General features: G+C 71.0%; 15 protein-coding genes. 8 read left to right on the top strand and 7 right to left on the bottom strand.

Annotation, left to right across the window (positions count from 1 at the left end):
- Window positions 1–11 precede the first annotated feature (11 nt).
- The 4 genes from AC1ROY_RS28915 to AC1ROY_RS28930 all read left to right on the top strand — a co-directional run bounded on the left by AC1ROY_RS28915 (window position 12) and on the right by AC1ROY_RS28930 (window position 3962).
- Complete coding sequence (locus tag AC1ROY_RS28915; protein ID WP_493152396.1) at window positions 12–1046, top strand: ABC transporter ATP-binding protein; 1035 nt, start codon at window positions 12–14, stop codon at window positions 1044–1046.
- Window positions 1043–1948, top strand: a complete 906-nt coding sequence (locus AC1ROY_RS28920; protein ID WP_493152397.1) for an ABC transporter ATP-binding protein — start codon at window positions 1043–1045, stop codon at window positions 1946–1948. Before AC1ROY_RS28915 ends, AC1ROY_RS28920 begins: the two co-directional genes overlap by 4 nt.
- A gap of 77 nt (window positions 1949–2025) precedes the next feature.
- Window positions 2026–3480: an N-acyl-D-amino-acid deacylase family protein gene (locus AC1ROY_RS28925; protein WP_493152398.1), complete on the top strand. Its 1455-nt coding sequence runs from the start codon at window positions 2026–2028 to the stop codon at window positions 3478–3480.
- Complete coding sequence (locus AC1ROY_RS28930) at window positions 3477–3962, top strand: protein-tyrosine phosphatase family protein (protein WP_493152399.1); 486 nt, start codon at window positions 3477–3479, stop codon at window positions 3960–3962. Before AC1ROY_RS28925 ends, AC1ROY_RS28930 begins: the two co-directional genes overlap by 4 nt.
- On the opposite strand, the gene AC1ROY_RS28935 is transcribed toward AC1ROY_RS28930, so the two are convergent.
- The 5 genes from AC1ROY_RS28935 to mutS form a co-directional block, all read right to left on the bottom strand.
- The gene (locus AC1ROY_RS28935; protein WP_493152400.1) at window positions 3959–4891 is read right to left on the bottom strand and encodes a Bug family tripartite tricarboxylate transporter substrate binding protein; all 933 of its coding nucleotides are present in this window, start codon (window positions 4889–4891) and stop codon (window positions 3959–3961) included. The genes AC1ROY_RS28930 and AC1ROY_RS28935 overlap by 4 nt on opposite strands.
- 155 nt (window positions 4892–5046) lie before the next feature.
- Window positions 5047–6027 (bottom strand): agmatinase, encoded by a 981-nt coding sequence (gene speB / locus AC1ROY_RS28940; RefSeq protein ID WP_493152401.1) that lies wholly within the window; start codon window positions 6025–6027, stop codon window positions 5047–5049.
- Window positions 6028–6095: 68 nt separating this feature from the next.
- The gene (murJ, locus tag AC1ROY_RS28945) at window positions 6096–7625 is read right to left on the bottom strand and encodes a murein biosynthesis integral membrane protein MurJ (RefSeq protein ID WP_493152402.1); all 1530 of its coding nucleotides are present in this window, start codon (window positions 7623–7625) and stop codon (window positions 6096–6098) included.
- 100 nt (window positions 7626–7725) lie between these two features.
- Window positions 7726–10485 (bottom strand): [protein-PII] uridylyltransferase, encoded by a 2760-nt coding sequence (locus AC1ROY_RS28950; protein ID WP_493152403.1) that lies wholly within the window; start codon window positions 10483–10485, stop codon window positions 7726–7728.
- Window positions 10486–10495: 10 nt separating this feature from the next.
- A complete protein-coding gene (gene mutS / locus AC1ROY_RS28955; RefSeq protein ID WP_493152404.1) occupies window positions 10496–13060 on the bottom strand; it encodes a DNA mismatch repair protein MutS in 2565 nt (854 codons plus the stop codon).
- 120 nt (window positions 13061–13180) lie between these two features.
- On the opposite strand from mutS, the gene AC1ROY_RS28960 reads away from it, so the two are divergent.
- Window positions 13181–15475 (top strand): NADP-dependent malic enzyme, encoded by a 2295-nt coding sequence (locus AC1ROY_RS28960; protein WP_493152405.1) that lies wholly within the window; start codon window positions 13181–13183, stop codon window positions 15473–15475.
- Between the two features lie 124 nt (window positions 15476–15599).
- Here the strand turns inward: AC1ROY_RS28960 and AC1ROY_RS28965 are convergent, their stop codons facing one another.
- Together AC1ROY_RS28965 and hrcA are read right to left on the bottom strand one after the other, a co-directional pair.
- Window positions 15600–16163 (bottom strand): nucleotide exchange factor GrpE, encoded by a 564-nt coding sequence (locus AC1ROY_RS28965; RefSeq protein WP_493152406.1) that lies wholly within the window; start codon window positions 16161–16163, stop codon window positions 15600–15602.
- Window positions 16164–16195: 32 nt separating this feature from the next.
- A complete protein-coding gene (hrcA, locus tag AC1ROY_RS28970; protein ID WP_493152407.1) occupies window positions 16196–17284 on the bottom strand; it encodes a heat-inducible transcriptional repressor HrcA in 1089 nt (362 codons plus the stop codon).
- Window positions 17285–17478: 194 nt separating this feature from the next.
- Between hrcA and rph the strand changes: the two genes are divergently transcribed.
- The 3 genes from rph to AC1ROY_RS28985 all read left to right on the top strand — a co-directional run bounded on the left by rph (window position 17479) and on the right by AC1ROY_RS28985 (window position 19936).
- Complete coding sequence (gene rph / locus AC1ROY_RS28975) at window positions 17479–18195, top strand: ribonuclease PH (RefSeq protein ID WP_493152408.1); 717 nt, start codon at window positions 17479–17481, stop codon at window positions 18193–18195.
- Window positions 18196–18242: 47 nt separating this feature from the next.
- Complete coding sequence (locus AC1ROY_RS28980) at window positions 18243–18863, top strand: non-canonical purine NTP pyrophosphatase (RefSeq protein WP_493152409.1); 621 nt, start codon at window positions 18243–18245, stop codon at window positions 18861–18863.
- Window positions 18864–19066: 203 nt separating this feature from the next.
- Complete coding sequence (locus AC1ROY_RS28985; RefSeq protein ID WP_493152410.1) at window positions 19067–19936, top strand: FAD binding domain-containing protein; 870 nt, start codon at window positions 19067–19069, stop codon at window positions 19934–19936.
- Window position 19937: the final 1 nt, after the last annotated feature.

Raw genomic sequence — 19937 nt, forward strand, 5'->3', positions numbered from 1 at the left:
TGGAGAACCGAATGGCGCCGCTGCTCCAGGTCAGGAACCTCACCGTCCGCTTCGACACGATGGACGGCACCGTCCAGGCCGTGAGCGGGGTGAGCTACGACCTCGCGGCCGGCGAGACCCTGGCCGTTGTCGGCGAGAGCGGCAGCGGCAAGAGCGTGCATGTCCTGGCCATGATGGGGCTGGTCCCCAAGCCGCCGGGCCGCATCGCCGCCGGCCAGGCGCTGTTCGAGGGGCGCGACCTGCTCGCCATGCCGGAGAAGGAGCTGCGCAGCCTGCGCGGCGGCAAGATCGGCATGATCTTCCAGGACCCGATGAGCTCGCTGAACCCCGTGCTCACCGTGGGCTTCCAGATCGTGGAGAGCCTGCGCAAGCATCTCGGCCTCTCCAACAGGGCGGCCTGGAACCGGGCGGCCGAGCTGCTCGACCTCGTCGGCATCTCCGAGCCGCAGCGCCGGGTGAAGCAGTACCCGCACCAGTTCTCCGGCGGCATGCGCCAGCGCGCCATGATCGCCATCGGCATCGCCTGCGAGCCGAAGCTGCTGATCGCCGACGAGCCGACCACGGCGCTGGACGTCACGGTGCAGGCGCAGATCCTCGACCTCATGCGCAAGCTCCGGCAGCAGCTGGGCATGGCGATGATCTGGATCACCCATGACATGGGCGTGGTCGCCGGCATCGCCGATAATGTCCAGGTCATGTATGGCGGCCGCATCCTGGAGCGCGGCCCGGCCCGTGCGGTGTTCCACGACACCCGCAGCGCCTACACCTGGGGCCTGCTGCAATCCCTGCCGGATCACGACGCGGCGCCCGCCGCGGGCGATCCCAGCGCGAAGCGGCTGGTGCAGATCCCGGGCTATCCGCCCAACATGCTGCAGCCGCCGCCCGGCGATCCCTTCGCGCCGCGCAACCCCTACGTCACGGAACGCTGCCTGACCGAGATGCCGCCGCTGGTCCAGGCCGAGGGCGCGGCGCCCGGCCATCTGGTCGCCGCCTGGTACGACCTGCGCAAGGCGCGCGCGGCCGCCGGCGAAGGGGTCTCCGCATGAACGCCGTGGTCCGCCCGCTGCTGGAGGTGGACGACCTCACGCGCCACTTCGTCGCCAAGGATTTCTTCGGCCGCGAGGTGCACCGGGTGCGCGCGGTGGACGGCGTCTCCTTCACCGTGGCGCCCGGCGAGACGCTCGGCCTCGTCGGCGAGAGCGGCTCGGGCAAGAGCACCACCGGGCGGCTGGTGCTGCGGCTCGACGACCCGACCGGGGGGCAGGTCCGCTTCGAGGGCCAGGAGATCACCGGCCTCAGCAAGTCCGCGATGCGGCCGATCCGCCGCCGCATGCAGGTGGTGTTCCAGGATCCCTATTCCTCGCTCAACCCCCGCATGCGGGTGGGCGAGGCGGTGGCGGAGCCGCTGCGCAGCCAGCACCTGGTCAAGAGCCGCGCCGAGCGGCGCGACCGGGTGGCCGCGCTGTTCCAGCGCGTCGGCCTCGATCCGGGCTTCGCCGAGCGCTTCCCACACCAGTTCTCCGGCGGCCAGCGCCAGCGCATCGGCATCGCGCGGGCGATCGCGGTGGAGCCGAAGCTGATCGTGGCGGACGAGCCGATCACCGCGCTCGACGTCTCCATCCAGGCGCAGATCGTGAACCTGTTCATGGACCTGCAGCAGGAGATGGGCGTGGCCTATCTCTTCATCGCGCACGACCTCGCCATGGTGCGCTTCCTCTGCCACCGCGTGGCGGTGATGCTGCGTGGACGCATCGTGGAGATGGCGCCGACTGAGCAACTCTTCGCCGATGCGCGGCATCCCTACACGCAGGCGCTGATCTCGGCGATGCCGATCCCCGATCCGGATCGCGAGCTCACGCGCCAGCGCATCTTCTACGAGGCGGTGACGCCGCCGGCGGAGGCGCGACTGGAGCAGGTCAGCGCCGGGCACTGGGTGCTGGCGACCTAGCCTCGGCGCCTGCGCCGGGGCTGGCGGGTGGTGCGGGGGCGGCGCATCATCCGCCCCTTCTTCGGAGAACCCCGCCCATGGCCCTGCGCTGCGACCTGATCATCCGCGACGCCACGCTCATCGACGGCACGGGCGCGCCGCGCCGCCGCGGCGACATCGGCGTAAGGGGCGACCGGATCGCGGCGGTGGGCGACCTTTCCGCCATGAGCGCCGACCGCGAGGTGATGGCCGGGGGCCGCGTCGTCGCGCCCGGCTTCATCGACGCCCACACGCATGACGACCAGGCCGTGCTCTGCGGTCCGGCCTGCATGCTCTGCCGGGTCTCGCAGGGCGTCACCACGGTCGTCATCGGCAATTGCGGCATCAGCATCGCGCCCGTGGCCATGGCCGAGCGCGCGCCGCCGCCCATGGATGGCGTGGTCCATCCGGAATGGTCGATCTTCGACAGCTTCGCGAGTTTCGCCGAGCGGCTGCGCGAGACGCCGTCCTCGGTGAACACGGTGGCGCTGATCGGCCACATGTCGCTGCGCGTCGGCGCCATGGGCCGCAACGACCTCGACCGTCCGGCCACGGACAAGGAGGCCGAGCGCATGCGGAAGATGCTGGCCCAGGCGCTGGCCGAGGGCGCGTCCGGCTTCTCCACGGGCCTCTTCTACCCGCCGAGCAAGCACGCGCCGACCGACGAGGTCATCGCCGTCGCCGAGGCGCTGCGCGGCACGGGCGGCCTCTACGTCACGCATATGCGCGACGAGGCGAACCACGTGCTCGACAGCATCGAGGAGACGCTGAAGATCGGCGCGGCGGTGGGCGCGCCCGTCGTGATCAGCCACCACAAATGCGCGCAGCCGGAGAATCACGGCCGCTCGGTCGAGACGCTGCCGCTGATCGATAAGCTGTCGCAGAGCCATTCCGTGGCCTTCGACGTCTATCCCTACGCGGCCTCCTCCACCTCGCTCGGCGCCAGAAAACCGCGGCCGGACGTACCGGTCATGGTGACCTATTCCGTGCCGCATCCAGAGATGGCCGGACGGGCGCTGAAGGACGTCGCGGCCGATTGGGGCGTGTCGCTGGAGGAGGCGGCGCAGCGGCTGATACCGGGCGGCGGCGTCTTCCACAACATGGCGGAGGAGGACGTGCGGCGGATCATGGCGCACCGGCTCTCCATGATCGGCAGCGACGGCGGGCCGCTGGCGAAGCACCCGCATCCGCGCCTCTGGGGCACCTTTCCGCGGGTGCTGGGGCAGTATTGCCGCGAGCTCGGGATCTTCGATCTCGAGACCGCCGTCCACAAGATGACGGGCCGCACGGCGAAGGTCTTCGGGCTGGAGGGACGCGGCACGCTGACCGAAGGCGCCTTCGCCGACCTCGTGATGTTCGACCCCGATACGGTGAAGGACCGCGCGACCTTCACGGAGCCGCGCCAGGTCGCCGACGGCATCCTCGAGACCTGGGTGAACGGGCAGTCGGTCTACACCTACGAAGGCGGCGCGAGTGACACCCCGGCCGGCCGGCTGCTGCAGCGCGCGGCGTGATCCTGCGCCGCGTCGCGCTGCCGGATGCCGTGGCCGGCGGCCTCTGGCTGAGCGCCATGCCGGGGCGCGCGGGACCGCTGGCTGATTTCCTCGCCGCCGCGACGGCGGATCGGATCGGCCATATCCTCTGCCTGACCGGCGATGTGGAGATCGCACGGAAATCGCCGGACTACGCTGCCGTCATCGCGGCGGGCGATCTTCCCTGGACACGGCATGTCCATGCCATCGAGGATTTCGGCATTCCCGCCGATCCTGCGGCCTTCGCCCGACAGATCGACGAGATGGCGGCACTCCTCCGCGAGGGCGAGCGAGTGACCGTGCATTGCGCCGCGGGGATCGGACGGACAGGCACCGCGGCGCTCTGCCTGCTGCTGGCGCTCGGGCTGGACCGGCGGGCCGCCGAGCACCTCGTCGAGGCCGCCGGCTCCCATCCGGAGACGCCGGAGCAGAGCGCCTTCGTGGATCGATTCAGGGCGGGCTAATCCCCCGGGCGCAGCCCCGCCGACTGAACGACCGCGTGGAACTTCTCCAACTCCGCCTGCCAGAACAGGGAAAAGTCGCGCTGGCCGCGGAAGACGATCGGCGTGGAGATCCGCTCGAAGCCCTCGATGACCGCAGGTGCCCGCAGGCCGCGCTCACAGGCCGCCTCGGCGCGGGCGAGCACGTCGGCCGGCGTTCCCGCAGGGGCGTAGATGCCGGCCCAGATGGAATAGACCAGGTCGAAGCCCTGCTCGCGCAGCGTGGGCGTGTCCGGGAACTCCGCCGTGCGCCGCTCGGCCATCACGCCGACCGGCGTCAGGTTGTTGACGCGCAGAGCGCCCGGCAGGTCGGCATAGATCTCCACGTCGTTGCGCAGGAGGGCGATGATCGCCTCCGAGCTGCCGCGGAACGGTACATGGGTCATCTCCACCCGCGCCTGCTGCGCGAAGGCGGCCATGACGATGTGCGGGATGGAGCCGGGCCCCACCGAGCCGTAATTGAAGCCACCCCGCGCCGCGCGGGCGCGCGCCACCAGGCTGGCCGCATCGCGGATCGGTCCGGTCGGGGCGGCCATCATCATGACGGGCGCGTCGCCGACCTGGCAGAGCGGCGCGAAATCCGCCACGCGATAGGGCAGGTCGGCGCGGAAATGCGGCTGGATGGCCATGGGTCCGGTGGTGGACAGCAGCAGGGTCGTCCCGTCAGGCCGCGCCCGCGCCACTTCGGCGGCGCCGATCGCGCCGGCCGCGCCCGTGCTGTTCTTCACCACGACCTGCGTGCCGAGGGCGGCGGAGAGCTCGGGCGCCATGAGCCGCGCCATGCGGTCCGCCGAGCCGCCGGCGGCGAAGTTCACGACCAGCGTGATGGGAGTCTGCGCCTGGGCCGGAACGGCCAAGGCGAGCAACAGGGCGCTGGCGAGCAGGGATCGCACGGGGTTTCCTCATCATCCCCGCGTGTTTCGCCGGGACATCGCCGAGCGGAATTGCCCGGCAAGGCTTTGGTGAAGCAATAAACCAGCCACGGCGCGACGCGCCGGAGAGGCGATCCGTTGCGCCTAAGGAACGGGCTGGTTCCGCGACGCGTTGCTCACGCAGCACGCAGCCGGGCGCGGTTGACGGCGAGGAGGCACAGGATCTCGAACATCATCGTCGCGCCGATCAGTGCCGTGCCGCCGCTGCTGTCGAAGGGCGGCGAGACCTCCACGACGTCGGCACCGATGAGGTCGAGCCCCATGAGGCCGCGCAGCATGGCCTGCGCCTCGCGCGGCAGGAACCCGCCGATCTCCGGCGTGCCCGTGCCGGGCGCGAAGGCTGGATCGAGGCAGTCCACGTCGAAGGTGAGATAGGCGGTGCCGGCGCCGATCACCCGGCGCGCCTCGGCCACCACGCCGCCGGTGCCGAGGGCCAGGCATTCCTCCATGGGGATCACGCGCACCCCGGCCTCGCGCACCCAGTCCATGTCCGTCAGGTCGAAGAGCGAGCCGCGGATGCCGATCTGGACGATCCGCTTCGGGTCGAGCAGCCCTTCCTCGATGGCGCGGCGGAAGGGGGTGCCATGGGTGTAGCGGCTGCCGCCGAAATAGCTGTCGTTGGTGTCGGAATGCGCGTCGAAATGCACCAGGCCGAGCGGCGCCAGCTCCGGGCTCGCCTGGACGATGCCGCGCAGGATCGGCAGCGAGATCAGATGGTCGCCGCCGCCCGCCAGCGTCCATGCGCCCTGGCCGCGCAGCTCCGCGACCCTGGCCTGGATCAGCGCCAGGGATTCCATCAGCTCCATCGGGTTGCTGGCGGTGTCGCCGACATCGGCGACGCGGCACAGCGCATAAGGCTCGGTACGGGTGACGGGATGCACCCGCCGCAGCATGGAGGACATGCTACGCATCTCGCGAGGGCCATGGCGCGCGCCGGGGCGGTTGGTGGTGCCGCCGTCGAAGGGAACGCCGAGCAGGGCGATGTCGAGGTCCTTCGCATCGGTCCGCTGCGGCAGCCGCATGAAGGTGACAGGTCCGGAGAAGCGCGGCGTGACCGTGCCGTCCAGGGGTTGCGGCCAGTCCGACTCGGGCTTCATGACGACTCCGGGAATATGGCCACATGCTGCGCGCGGTGGCGCGGGCTGGGCAACCCGCCGCTTCGATGTCAGCGGCGCAGGCTGCGCTTCAGCTCGCGCAGGTTCAGCCCGCCGCTGAGCTGCGCCACCAGGAAATAGCTCGCGCCGCCGACCGCGCAGACCACGCCGAGCAGCGCGATGCCCATCAGCCCCGGCCCCGGCCCCAGCGCCCAGTTCAGCACGGCCAGGACCACGCCCATCACCGCCGAGGCCAGGAAGAGCCGCGGCGCCACGCGGCGCAGCCGGTGATCCCAATGAAGCTGGCCCCGATGCGACAGCAGCCAGGCCAGCAGCCCCGCATTCGTCCAGGCCGAGATACCGGTCGAGAGCGCCACGCCCACATGCTGCAGCGGCCCCATCAAAGCGAGGTTCAGCGCGAGGTTCAGCGCCACGCAGAAGATGCCGATCTTCACGGGCGTCGCCGTGTCGCCGCGCGCGAAGAATCCGGGAACGAAGACCTTCACCAGCACGAAGGCGGGCAGGCCGAAAGCGTAGGCGACGAGCGCGCGCGAGGTGAGCCGCGCCTCCTCGGCCCCGAAGGCGCCGCGTTGGAACAGCGCCTGCAGGATCGGCAGGGCCAGCACCGCCAGCGCCACCGCCGCCGGTACCGCGAGCGCGATGGAGATCTCGATGGCGCGATTGATGCTGCGATGGGCCGAGAGCGGCTGGCCCGCATGGATCTGCTTGGCCAGCAGCGGTAGCAGCGCGGTCGCCACGGCCGCGCCGATCACGCCGAGCGGCAGCTGCGCCACGCGGTCCGCGTAGTAGAGGTAGGAGACCGAGCCCGATGGCAGGAAGGACGCGATGATCACGTCCACCGCGAGGTTGAGCTGCGTCACGCCCGCGCCGATGAGGCCCGGCCCCATGCGCCGCAGCACCAGCCGCACCTCCGGCGGCAGGGCCGGCGCGTGGAAGATGTTCAGCGCCATTCCCGCCCGCGCGCAGGCCCACATCACGAGCCCGAGCTGCACCGCGCCGGAGATGGTGACGCCCCAGGCCAGCGCATGCGCCGGCGTCGCCACGAAGGGCGCGAGGGCGAAGAGCGCGATCATCGAGAGCAGGTTGAAGAAGATCGGCGCTGCCGCCGCCGCCGCGAATTTCCCGAGCCCGTTCAGCACGCCGCTGACCAGCGCCGTCAGGCAGATCAGCAGCAGGTAGGGGAAGGTGATCCGCGTCAGCTCGACGGCCAGCTCGAATTTCTGGGGGTCGTCGCGGAAGCCTGGCGCCAGCACCTGCATGAGTTGCGGCATGAAGACCAGGCCGAGCCCCGTCAGGATCGCGAGCCAGAGCGTCAGCAGCATCGCCATCCGCTCGGCAAGCGCCTGCGCCGCCGCCGGCCCGCGCTGCGTCAGCGCCTGGGCGAAGGCGGGGACGAAGGCCGCGTTGAAGGCGCCCTCGCCGAAGAGGCGGCGGAACAGGTTGGGCAGCTTGAGGGCCACAAAGAAGGCGTCGGCCATCGGTCCCGCGCCGAGCTTCGAGGCGATGAGCATGTCCCGGAGAAAACCGAGCACCCGGCTCGCCATGGTCCAGGCGCCGACGGTGGCGATGGAGCGGAGCACGGAAGGCCTAGAATGCGATCGGCTGAGGCGGAATCGCCGAAGCCGTGAAGCGCCCTCTCAGCGAAGGCCCGAAGCATGATTCAGCGAAGCCGATCATGCTTCAGGCGGGGCCGGCGGCTTCGCGGTAGGGCGAAGGCCCGCCGCCGGGGGCGGGCGGGGGCGTCAGCGCCTCCAGCAGGGCCGTGCGCAGCGGCGCCAGCTTGCGCTCGTTCTCGACCTTCAGGCCGAAGACGTCCTTCACATAGAACACGTCCACCGCGCGCACGCCGTAGGTGGTGATATGCGCCGAGGCGATCTGCAGCCCCTGCTCGCTGATCGCGGCCGTCACGTCATGCAGCAGGCCCGGCCGGTCGCGCCCGTTCACCTCGATGACCGTGTGGGTGTTGGAGGCGAAGTTGTCGACCACGACGCGCGGCGGCACGGTAACGGCGGCGAGCCGCGCGGGCTCGCGCCGCACCTTGCGGATCTCGGCGGCGAGATGGAGCCGGCCTGAGAGAGCCTGCTCGATCAGGACCGAAAGCCGCGCCAGCCGGTGCGGCGCCTCGAAGGCGCCGCCCGCGCTGTCCTGCACCCAGAAGGTGTCGAGCGCCATGCCGTTGGTCAGCGTGTGGATGCGCGCGTCCACGATGGAGGCGCCGGCCACGGCCAGCGCGCCGGAGATGCGGCTGAACAGGCCCGGATGGTCGCTGCAATAGACGGTGACCTCGGTCACCGCGCGGTCGGCCAGCACGCGGGTGCGGACGGTGAGCGGCGCCTTGTCGGCCTCGGCCTCGCGGATGATGCCGGCGTGCCGCGCATGCGTCTCGGAATCGAAGGAGAGCCAGTAGCCGGGATAGCCGAGCGACATGAAGAGGTCGGTCTCGGCCTTGCTGAAGGCGGGCAGCATGGCGGCCGCCGCCTCCTTGGCGCGGGCGACGCGCACGTCGCGCTCGGGCACGGTCATGCCGCCGGCGAGCACCTCGGAGACGCGCCAGTAGACCTCGCGCAGCAGGGTCGCCTTCCAGGCGTTCCAGACGCGCGGTCCGACGGCGCGCATGTCGGCCACCGTCAGCACCAGCAGCAGCCGGAGGCGTTCCGGCGACTGCACCTGGTCGGCGATGTCGAGGATGGTCTTGGGGTCCTCGATGTCGCGCTTGAAGGCGGTCTGCGAGACGAGGAGGTGGTGCAGGATCAGCCAGGAGACGGTCTCCGTCTCCTCGGCGCTCATGCCCAGGCGCGGGCAGATCTCCTGCGCGAAGCGGGCGCCGAGCTCGCTGTGGTCGCCGCCGCGGCCCTTGGCGATGTCGTGCAGCAAGGTCGCGACGTAGAGCGCGCGGCGCGATTGCAGCTGGGTCATCAGCTCGGTGGCGACGGGCGCGATCTCGTGGAGGTCGCCGCGGTCGATCTGCTGCAGCACGTCGATGGCCTCGATCGTGTGCTCGTCCACCGTGAAGACATGGTAGGTGTCGAACTGCATCAGGCCGACGATGCGGGCCCATTCCGGGATGAAGCGCCCGAGGAAGCCGGCCTCGTTCAGCAGCCGCAACCATTTCGCCGCGTCCTTGCCGCTCAGCAGGTCGAGGAAGAGGGCGCTGGCCTCCGGGTCGCCGCGGAGGCGGTCGGCCTGGCGCGCATGGCGGATCAGCGCGCGGATGGCGAGCGGGTGGATCTCGAGGTTTCGGTCGCGCGCGGCCTTCACGATGCGCAGCATCAGCACCGGCTCGCGCGAGAAGTCGCGGTCGGGCGGGGCGGCGACCAGCTTGCCGTCGGCGAAGGCGAGGCCGAGGGCCGCGATCCCGTCGTCGCCGCCCTTGCGCGTGGCGGGCGGGCCGAGGGCGGCGCGCTCGATCGCCGGCTCCAGCACGCGGGAGAGGCGCACCACCTCGCGCGAGGTGAGGAAGAGGTGCTTCATCAGCCGCTCGGCGCCGTCCTGCGCGCCGTGGCGGGTGTAGCCCATGCGGGCCGCGATGACCGGCTGGAGGTCGAAGGTGAGGCGCTCCTCGGCGCGGCCGGTCACGTAATGGAGATGGAACCGGAGGGTCCAGAGAAAGTCCCAGGCGCGGGCGATGGCGCGGACCTCGCCGTCGGTGAGCAGCCCGCCGCCGGGGCTGTCGGGGCCGACCAGCTCGTGCACGCGGCGGATGCCGAAGGCGTAGCGGGCAAGCCAGTATAAGGTCTGGAGGTCGCGCAGGCCGCCGCGCCCCTCCTTCACATGCGGCTCGACCAGGAAGGGGCTCTCGCCGTAGCGGGCGTGTCGCGCGGCGCGCTCGGTGCGCTTGGCGGCGAGGAAGGGTGCCAGGCCCTGGGCGCGGAGCGCGTTGAAATCGGCCAGGAAACCCGTGAACAGTGCCTCCTCGCCGGAGAGGAAGCGGGCATCCACCAGGGCGGTGAGGATGGTGGCGTCCTTCAGCCCTTCGGTGATGCAGTCCTTCGCGCTGCGCGTGGCGTGGCCCACTTTCAGGCCCAGATCCCACAGCAGGTAGAGCATGAACTCGATCATGCGCCGCGTGCGGGGCCCGGGCTCGCGCTCGGTCAGGAAAAGCAGGTCGATGTCGGAATGCGGGGCCAGGACGCCGCGGCCATAGCCGCCCGTGGCGACCAGCGCGAAGTCCACGAGGCGGCCGCCGGAGGCGGGCGGCACCATCGCGGCGGCGTAGTCCTGGATGGCGAAGAGCATGCCGTCCATGTGCTGACTGAGCCGCCGGGCGGCCACGAGGCCGTGGATTTCCTGGTTTTCGAAGGCCTTCTGCACCTGGGCCTGGAAGCGTCCGAGCTCGCGGCGCAGCAATCCGAGCGCGATGTCGCGCACGACCGGCACGCCGCCCGGAAGCAGCGCGTCCTGCAAGCTCAACTCGGCCCGTGCGGCCGTCGCCATCCTCATGTCAACCAGACTACAGAGCTTCCGTTCCGGCCGCGAGGGCCTTGAGGTGGTAAAGCGCGTCCTGCGCTTCGCGGGGCGAGAGCTGGTCCGGCTCCAGCTTGGCCAGCGCTTCGAGCACCGGGTTCCCGGGCACCGCCTGCGGACGCGCGAAGAGCGGCATCTCGGCGGTCAGCGGGTCGGCGGCCTCGCGCGAGCGCTCCTCCAGCGAGGTGAGCACGGCCGCGGCGCGCTTCAAGACGGGCGCGGGCACGCCGGCGAGCTTGGCGACATGCACGCCCCAGCTCTTCTCGGCGGCGCCGGCGGCGACGCTGTGCTGGAAGATCACCTCGCCGCGCCATTCGCGCACCTGCATGGCGGCGAGGCGCATCTCGGGCAAGCGGTCGGCCATCACCGTGAGCTCATGGAAATGCGTGGCGAAGAGGGTGCGGCAGCGGATGCGGTCGTGCAGCGCCTCCAGCACGGCGGTGGCGATGGCGAGGCCGTCCCAGGTCGCGGTGCCGCGGCCCACCTCGTCCAGCACGACAAGGCTGCGGGGGCCGGCGAGATTCAGGATGGCCGCCGTCTCCGTCATCTCGACCATGAAGGTGGAGCGTCCGCCGGCGAGGTCGTCGGCGGCGCCGACGCGGCTGAAGAGCCGGTCCACCAGGCCGATGCGCGCGGCGGTCGCGGGGAGAAAAAGCCCGGCCTGGGCCAGGATCACCATCAGCGCGTTCTGCCGCAGCCAGGTGGATTTGCCGGCCATGTTCGGGCCGGTGAGCAGGCAGAGGCGATGGCCGGGCGAAAGGTCGCAGTCGTTCGGCACGAAGCCCGGCCCCTTCGCCTTGCGCAGCGCGGCCTCCACCACGGGGTGGCGGCCGGCATCGATGGCGAAGTCCGGGCGCTCGGTGAGGTCGGGGCGGCACCAGGCGCCTTCCGTCGCGAGCTCGGCCGAGGCGGCGAGGACGTCGATCGCCGCCATCTCCCGCGCGGCGGCGGCGATGGGCTCGGCCTCGGTCAGTATGATCTTCCGGAGATGGGCGATGACGAGGCGCTCGCGCCTGCCCGCCTGCTCGCCGGCCTCCGACAGCCGCCGGTCCAGATTGGCCAGCGCCGCGCAGGTGAAGCGATGCGCATTCGCCATGCTTTGGCGATGGATGGGGGCGAGGTCGCCCACGGCTTTGGGCGGCGCGCCGCGCAGCAGCTTTTCCCCCGCGGCCGAGGGCACTTCCGCGAGATAGCCGAGCTGCTGGTGATGGCGGATCTTCAGCGCCGCCACGCCCCAGGCCTGGGCGAGATCCACCTGCATGGCCGCGATGGCGCCGCGCGCGTCGTCGCGCAGCCGGCGCAGCGCGTCGAGCTCGCCGTCATAGCCGACGGCGACCACGGTGCCGTCGTCGAGCCGTGCGGGCAGTTCGGCGGCCAGCGCCCGCGCCAGCTCGGTGGCCGTTCCGGGCGCGGCGGAGAGCGGCGCGATCGCCTCGACGAGCAGCGCAGGCTCCGCACCCACCAGCGCCGCCGCCAGTTTCTGCGCGCGCTGTAGCCCGTCGCGGATGGCGCCCAGGTCGCGCGGGAAAAACCGCTCCAGGCTGATGCGGGCCAGCGCGCGCGCCATGTCCGGCGCGCCCTTCAGCGCGGTGCGCACCGCGGCCCGGCGCGGCGTGTCCTCGCGCAGCGCGGCCACCGCCTCGTGCCTGCGGCGGATCGCCGCGAGATCGTCCAGCGGCGAGGCCAGCCGCGCCGCCAGCTCGCGCGCGCCGGCGCCGGTCAGCGTGCGGTCCACGGCGGAGAGCAACGAGGCGCCGCGCGGCCCTTCCAGGATGTCCAGGCTGCGGCGCGTCGCGGCGTCCAGCAGCAGCACGCCCTTCGCGCCCTCGGCGACCGGCGGCGAGAGCCGCGGTAGCGCGCCGTTGTTCACCGCGCGCACATACTCGACCGCCATGGCCGCCGCTGCGACCTCGGCCTCGCCGAAGCTGCCGAAGCCGTCCAGCGCGGCCACGCCCAGGGCGCCCGCGAGCCGCGCCGGCGCGTCGCGCGGCGGGATGGAGACGACCGCGCCCTCGATACGCAGCGCCTCCTCGGCCAGGATCTCCGAAGGGTCGAGCCGGGCGATCAGCGCCGCCGGGTCCGCGCCCGCCTGGGTGAAGAAGAGCCCCGTCGTCACGTCGAGCCAGGCCGCGCCGCCCTGCACCAGCGCCAGCAGCCAGGCCGGGCGCGCCGCGTCGAGCAGCGCCTCCTCCGTCGCGGTGCCGGGGGTGACGATGCGCACGATCTCGCGCCGGATGGTCGGCGCGCGGCGGGCCTTGGCCTCCTCCGGCGTCTCCAGCTGGTCGCAGATCGCGACCCGGAAGCCGCGGCGGATCAGCCGCGCGAGATAGGCCTCGTGGCTGTGCGCGGGCACGCCGCACATGCGGATGGGGCGGCCCTGGTGCTCGCCGCGATAGGTGAGGGCGAGGCCGAGCGCCTCGCTCGCCGCTTCCGCGTCGTCATGGAACATCTCGAAGAAGTCGCCCATGCGGAAGAAGACGAGCGCCGATCCGGCCGCAGCCTTCGCCGCGAACCATTGTGCCATCGCGGGGGTGGCACCCTCCGCAGTCATCCTTTGCTCCACGAAGCTTGCATAGCCGAGCGTTTCGCACCCGCGAAGGGGCCTCCTTGCGGGGCACCTTCCCAATCGACAAGGTGAAGCCCAGGCAACTTGAATTCGGGACGAACGACAATGGACGATGTGCGCAAGGATGGGCTGGTGGATACGCGGACGGCGCGCATCACAGGGGAAGAAGCGCTGGCGATGCATGCCGAGGGCCGCCCCGGCAAGCTGGAGATCCGCCTCACCAAGCCGCTGGTCACGGCGCGCGACCTCAGCCTCGCCTACTCGCCCGGCGTGGCCGAGCCCTGCCTGCACATCCACCGCAACCCCGCGCTCGCCTACGACTACACGAGCAAGGGGAACTTCGTGGCCGTGGTGTCCAACGGCACGGCCGTGCTGGGCCTGGGCAACCTCGGCGCGCTGGCTGGCAAGCCGGTGATGGAAGGCAAGGTCGCGCTGTTCAAGCGCTTCGCCGACGTGGACGGCATCGACCTCTGCCTCAACACGGAGGACGTGGACGAGTTCGTGAACTGCGTCCGGTTCCTCGGCCCGAGCTTCGGCGGAATCAACCTCGAGGATATCAAGGCGCCGGAATGCTTCGTCATCGAAAGCCGACTCCGCGAGCTGATGGACATCCCCGTTTTCCACGACGACCAGCACGGAACGGCGATCGTCGCGGCGGCCGGCCTCATCAACGCCGCCCATCTGACGGGCCGCGACCTTAAGACGACTAAGCTCGTCATCAACGGCGCCGGCGCGGCGGCCATCGCCTGCGCCGAACTGCTGAAGGCCATGGGCGTGAGCCCGCAGAACGTCATCCTCTGCGACACCAAGGGCGTCGTGTACCGCGGCCGCACCGAGGGCATGAACCAGTGGAAATCGGCGCATGCGATCGACACCGACCGGCGCACGCTCACCCAGGCGCTGGAGGGCGCGGACTGTTTCTTCGGCCTTTCGGTGAAGGGCGCGTTGACGCCTGAGATGCTCCGGGCGATGGCGCCCGCGCCGATCATCTTCGCCATGGCCAATCCGGACCCCGAGATCACGCCGGACGAGGCCAAGGCCGCGCGGCCGGACTGCATCATCGCCACGGGCCGCTCGGACTATCCCAACCAGGTGAACAACGTCCTGGGCTTCCCCTTCATCTTTCGCGGCGCGCTGGACGTGCGGGCCAGCACCATCAACGACGCGATGAAGATCGCCGCGGCCCATGCGCTGGCCGGGCTGGCGCGTGAGGAGGTGCCGGAGGAGGTGGCGCGCTCGGGCGCCGGCAAGCAGCTCGTCTTCGGGCCGGAATACATCATCCCCAACGCCTTCGACCCGCGGCTGATCAGCCGCGTGCCGGTCGCCGTCGCGGAGGCCGCGGTGCGCTCGGGCGTCGCGCGCAAGCCGATGATCGACACCCAGCGCTATGGGCGCGAGCTGGCGAGCCGGCTCGACGTCGCGGTGAACGCGCTGGAGGCGATCCACGAGCGCGTGCGGGAGAACCCGCAGCGCGTGGTCTTCGCCGAGGGCGAGGACGAGACCGTCATCCGCGCTGCGATCAACTTCCGCAATGCGGGCTACGGCTATCCGATCCTGGTCGGCCGGGAGGAGCGCATCAGCGGGACGGTCGCGGCACTCGGCGTGCGGCTGCCGGACGGGATCGAGATCCACAATGCCCGGCTTTCCTCGCAGAACCGGCGCTATGCCGAGTGGCTCTACGCCCGCAAGCAGCGCGACGGCTTCCTGTTCCGCGACTGCCAGCGGCTGGTGAACCTGGACCGCAACGTCTTCGCCGCCTGCATGCTGGCGATGGGCGACGCCGATGCGATCGTCACCGGCGAGACGCGCAGCTACTCGGTGACGCTCGACGGCCTCAACATGGCGCTGGACCATGACGGCGTGCTCTTCGGCCTGACCATGATGATCGCGCGGCGCTCCGGCACGGTGCTGGTGGCCGATACGGCGATCCATGAGCGGCCGGACGCGGCGACGCTGGCGGAGATCGCGATCCGCAGCGCGGCCACGGCACGGCGCATGGGGCTCACGCCGCGCGTGGCCTTCCTCTCCTTCTCCACCTTCGGGGATCCGAAGGGCAGCATTCCCGGCAGCCTCCGCGAGGCGGTGAAGCTGCTGGACGCGGCGGGGGTGGATTTCGAGTATGACGGCGAGATGGGCGCGGATGTGGCGCTGGATGCGAACCTGCGGGCGAACCTCTATCCGTTCTGCCGGCTCACCGGGCCGGCCAACGTGCTGGTGATGCCCGGGCTGCACGCCGCGCATATCCTCACCAAGGCCGTGCCGCACCTGACCTCGGCGACGACGATCGGGCCGATCCTGATGGGGCTGCGCCAGCCGGCGCAGATCGTGCCGACGGGGGCAGGGGTGAACCAGCTGCTGGATATGGCGGCGCTGGCGGCGTACCAGGCGATCGTGAAGTAAAAGCGAGGGGCTCTGCCCCTCGGTTGTCTCCGCTTCGCGGCCAAGCCCCGCCAGGGCTTTGGCCCTGGACCCTATGACTTTGATCTTGAATGAATTCGCCGGGGTGTTTGAGGGGTAGAGCCCCTCAGGCCGGCTTCCCCGCCACGACCACCATGGCCGGCTTCAGCAACCGTCCATGCAGCGTCCAGGCGCTCGACCAGGCCTGCAGCACCGTGCCCGGCGTCACGCCTTCCGGCGCGGGGGCCTCGCTCATCGCTTGGTGCAGCTCGGGGTCGAAGGGCTGTCCCTCCGCCGGCTTGCGGTGGATGCCGTTGACCTCCATCCGCTGGAGCAGGAAGCGCTCCACGCCCTCGAAGCCCTGGCGCATCTTGCCGATGATCTCGGGCTCGCCCTCGGCGGGCGGCGGCAGCATGGTGACGCCGCGGTGCAGGTTCTCGAAAGCCTCCACCACGTCGCCCGCGAATTTCTGGACGGCGTAGTTGCGGGCCTTCTCCACCTCGTCCTTGGCGCGGTTGCGGACGTTCTGGATCTCCGCCTCGGCGCGGAGCCAGCGGTCCTTCATCTCGGCGAGCTGGGCCTCGAGGGCGGCGATGCGCTCCTCGGGCCCAGGGGGGGATGCAGGCGTCGGGGGCACATCGGGGGTGTCCGGCGCGAGGTCGGCCGGGTTCGGGGTCTGCGGATCGCTCATGGCTCGTCAGGTAATCGTCCGATGACGCCGGATCAACCCAGCAAACGGCCGATCACGCGCGCCGTGTAGTCCACGACGGGAATCACCCGGCCATAGTTGATCCGCGAGGGGCCGATCACGCCGATCGCGCCCACGATGCTCTGGTTGCTGCCGGCGGGGCCGCTGCGGAAGGGCGCCACCACGACGGAGAGGCCGGCGGAGGAAAAAAGCCCGCTTTCCGCGCCGATGAAGATCTGCACGCCCTCGCCGCGCTGGGCGAGCTCCAGCAGCTTCAAGGTGGTCTCCTGGGCCTCCAGCCGCTCGAACAGCGCCTGAATCTCGGAGACGGCGGAGAGATTCTCCATGTTCTGCAGCAGCCGCGCCTGGCCGCGCAGGATCAGCGAGCCGCTGCCCCCGCCCGCCCAGGTGGCCAGCCCGGCCTCGATCACCTGCTGCGTCAGGGCATCGAGCGCGGTGCGGTTGGCCGCGATCTCCTCGGTGACGTTGGCGCGGGTCTCGTCCAGCGTGCGGCCGGCGAGGCGGGCGTTGAGGTAGTTGCCGGCCTGGACGAGCGCGGAGGGCGGCAGCTCGGCCGGCACCTCGATGACGCGGTTCTCCACGCGACCGTCGCCCTGGACGAGGACCACGAGGGCCCGGCCAGGGCCCAGCGGCACGAATTCGATATGGCGCAGCGGCGCCTCGCCCTTGGGGGCGATGACCAGCCCGGCGGCGCCGGCGAGGCCCGAAAGCATCTGTCCCGCCTCGGCCAATGTCTCCTGCAGGGAACGGCCATGGGCGGCGCAGCGGGCGGTGATCTCCGCCCGCTCCTCCTCGCCGAGGTCGCCGAATTCCAGCAGGCCGTCGACGAAGAGGCGCAGCCCCTGCTGCGTCGGCAGGCGGCCGGCGCTGGTGTGGGGGGCGTAGAGGAGGCCGGCCTCCTCCAGATCCGCCATGACGTTGCGGATGGAGGCGGGGGAGAGGTTCAGGGGCAGGCGGCGCGAGAGCGTACGGCTCCCCACGGGCTCGCCGGTCGCGACATAGACCTCGACCAGCTCGCGGAGGACCGCGGTGGATCGGGCATCGAGGGCGCTAGAGGCGATCCCGGGCACCGTGAACAAGGGTGACTTCAAGGGGGTGTGCATCGCTCGTGACAGCTTGGGTATCGCCGGGGTCCGGGTCAACCATTGATTGGCGCACCCCTGGTCAGCGGCCGCCACCTGCGGCTATTGCGCGGGCTGGACCCAACCGGGTCTAGCCAATTTGCCGAGAGGCTGATTCACGCTTCAGATCGAGCGATCTGAAGCGATCAGGCTCTAAAACCCGAGGAATCCTGCACATGCGCCCATCCGGCCGCGCTTCCGACGCCCTGCGCTCCGTCTCGATCGAGACGGGCATCTCCAAGCATGCGGAAGGCTCCTGCCTGATCCGCATGGGCAACACCGAGGTGCTCTGCGCCGCCAGCGTGGAAGGTCGGGTGCCGCCCTTCATGCGCAACCAGGGGCTGGGCTGGGTGACGGCCGAGTACGGCATGCTGCCCCGTGCCACCCACACCCGCGGCGACCGCGAGGCGGCGCGCGGCAAGCAGTCGGGCCGGACGCAGGAGATCCAGCGCCTCATCGGCCGCAGCCTGCGCGCCGTGGTGGACCGCAAGGCGATGGGCGAGATGACGATCACGCTGGATTGCGACGTGATCAACGCCGATGCCGGCACGCGCTGCGCCGCCATCACCGGCGCCTGGGTGGCGCTGCGGCTGGCCTTCCAGCACTGCGTGAGCAACAACATCATGAAGGCGATCCCGCTGACGGACCATGTGGCGGCCGTTTCCTGCGGCATCGCGGGCGGCGAGGCGATCCTGGACCTCGACTATGCCGAGGACAGCGCGGCCGATGCAGACGCCAACTTCGTGCTGACCGGGGCGGGCCATCTCGTCGAGGTGCAGGCCACGGCCGAGGGCGCGCCCTTCAGCGAGGCGCAGTTCCTGGCGATGCTCGACCTGGCGCGCGACGGCGTGGCGGCGCTGGTGGCGAAGCAGAAGGAAGCTGTCGGGCTGTGACCGATCGGCGGAGGGCGGAGGGGCCGCAGGCCACGAGCACCGGAGCCGTGAATCGGCCGCCCGAACATGTGAGAAAGCTGGCGCCCGGCAAGCTCGTCCTGGCCAGCCACAACGCCGGCAAGCTGCGCGAGTTCGGTGGGCTGCTGGCGCCCTACGGGATGGAGCTGGTCTCGGCCGGCGCGCTCGGCCTGCCGGAGCCGGAGGAGACGGGCGACACCTTCATCGCCAACGCCACCATCAAGGCGCTGGCGGCGACGGCGGCCACGGGGCTGCCGGCGCTGGCCGACGACAGCGGCATCGAGGTCACGGCGCTGGGCGGCCGGCCCGGTGTGCGCACCGCCGACTGGGCCATGCGCCCGGACGGCTCGCGCGACTATCCCTCGGCGATGGCACGGATCGCGGCCGAAGACGGCAGCGCGGACCGGCGCTGCGCCTTCGTGGCCGTGCTGGTCCTGGCCTGGCCGGACGGGCACACGGAATCCTTCGAGGGTAGGGTGGAGGGATGTTGGGTCGCCCCGCCGCGCGGGGAAAACGGCTTCGGCTACGACCCGATGTTCGTCCCGGAAGGCAAGTCGCTGACCTTCGGCGAGATGACGCCGGAGCAAAAGGCGCGGCACAGCCACCGTGCCCGGGCCTTCGCGGCGTTGGCGGCCGCCAGCCTGAGTTGAGAGGGCTCTGCGCGGCCCTGAAGACTTGGCCGCCCGATCGCTCTTAGCCTCCCTAACTTTCGTTATGCACAATAGATTATAACGGTAGATCGCGACAATTAGGGGCTGTTCTGCCTCTCCTCGCGAGCGTAGCGTTTCCGAAGACGGGCTGCATCCCGATCCAACGGGATCCGCCGGGACCGGAAACGATTGCGGAAACAAGAATGACAGAGATCCGATACATCGCCCCTCAGACGCTCGACGAGGCCGTCGGGGCCTATGCCGCCGCCGCGGGCGCCGCGCGCATCCTGGCCGGCGGGACCGACCTTCTGGTGCAGATGCGCTCCGGCGTCGTCCGCCCCGGCACGATCATCGACATCAAGAAGATTGCCGAGACCATGGCCATCGAGGAGACCGCCGATGGCGGCTTCGTGATCGGCGCCGCGGTCTCCGGCGCGGAGCTGGCGGAGCATCCGCGCTTCGGGAAGGTCTGGCCCGGCGTGCTGGAGGCCATCAACCTCATCGGCTCCACTCAGGTGCAGGGCCGCGCCTCGCCGGGCGGCAATCTGTGCAACGGCTCGCCGGCCGGCGACAGCGTGCCGGCCATGGTCGCGGCCGGGGCGGTGGTCACCATCCAGGGTCCGAACGGCCGCCGCACGCTGCCGGTCGAGGCCGTGCCGGCCGGGCCGGGGCGCCTCAACCTCACCCCGGGCGAGATCCTGGTCAGCTTCACCTTGCCGCCGCGGCCGAAGGGCTCCAGCGACGCCTATCTGCGCATGATCCCGCGGACCGAGATGGACATCGCGGTGGTGGGCGTCGGCGTCAGCCTGACGCTGGAGAACGGCGTGGTGAAGGCGGCTCGCGTGGGCCTCGGCGCCGTGGCGCCGACCGTGCTGCTGGTCGCCGATGCGGCCAAGGCGCTGATCGGCTCCAAGCTGGAGGATGCGGCGCTGGACGCCGCGGCCGCCGCCTGCAGCGCCGCCTGCAAGCCCATCAACGACAAGCGCGGGACCATCGTCTACCGCACCAAGGTGGCCGGGGTGCTGCTGAAGCGCACCACCGCCATCGCCGCCGAACGCGCCGGGAGGGTCTGAG

This window comes from Roseococcus sp. GW821-FHT12F05, assembly GCF_058806835.1.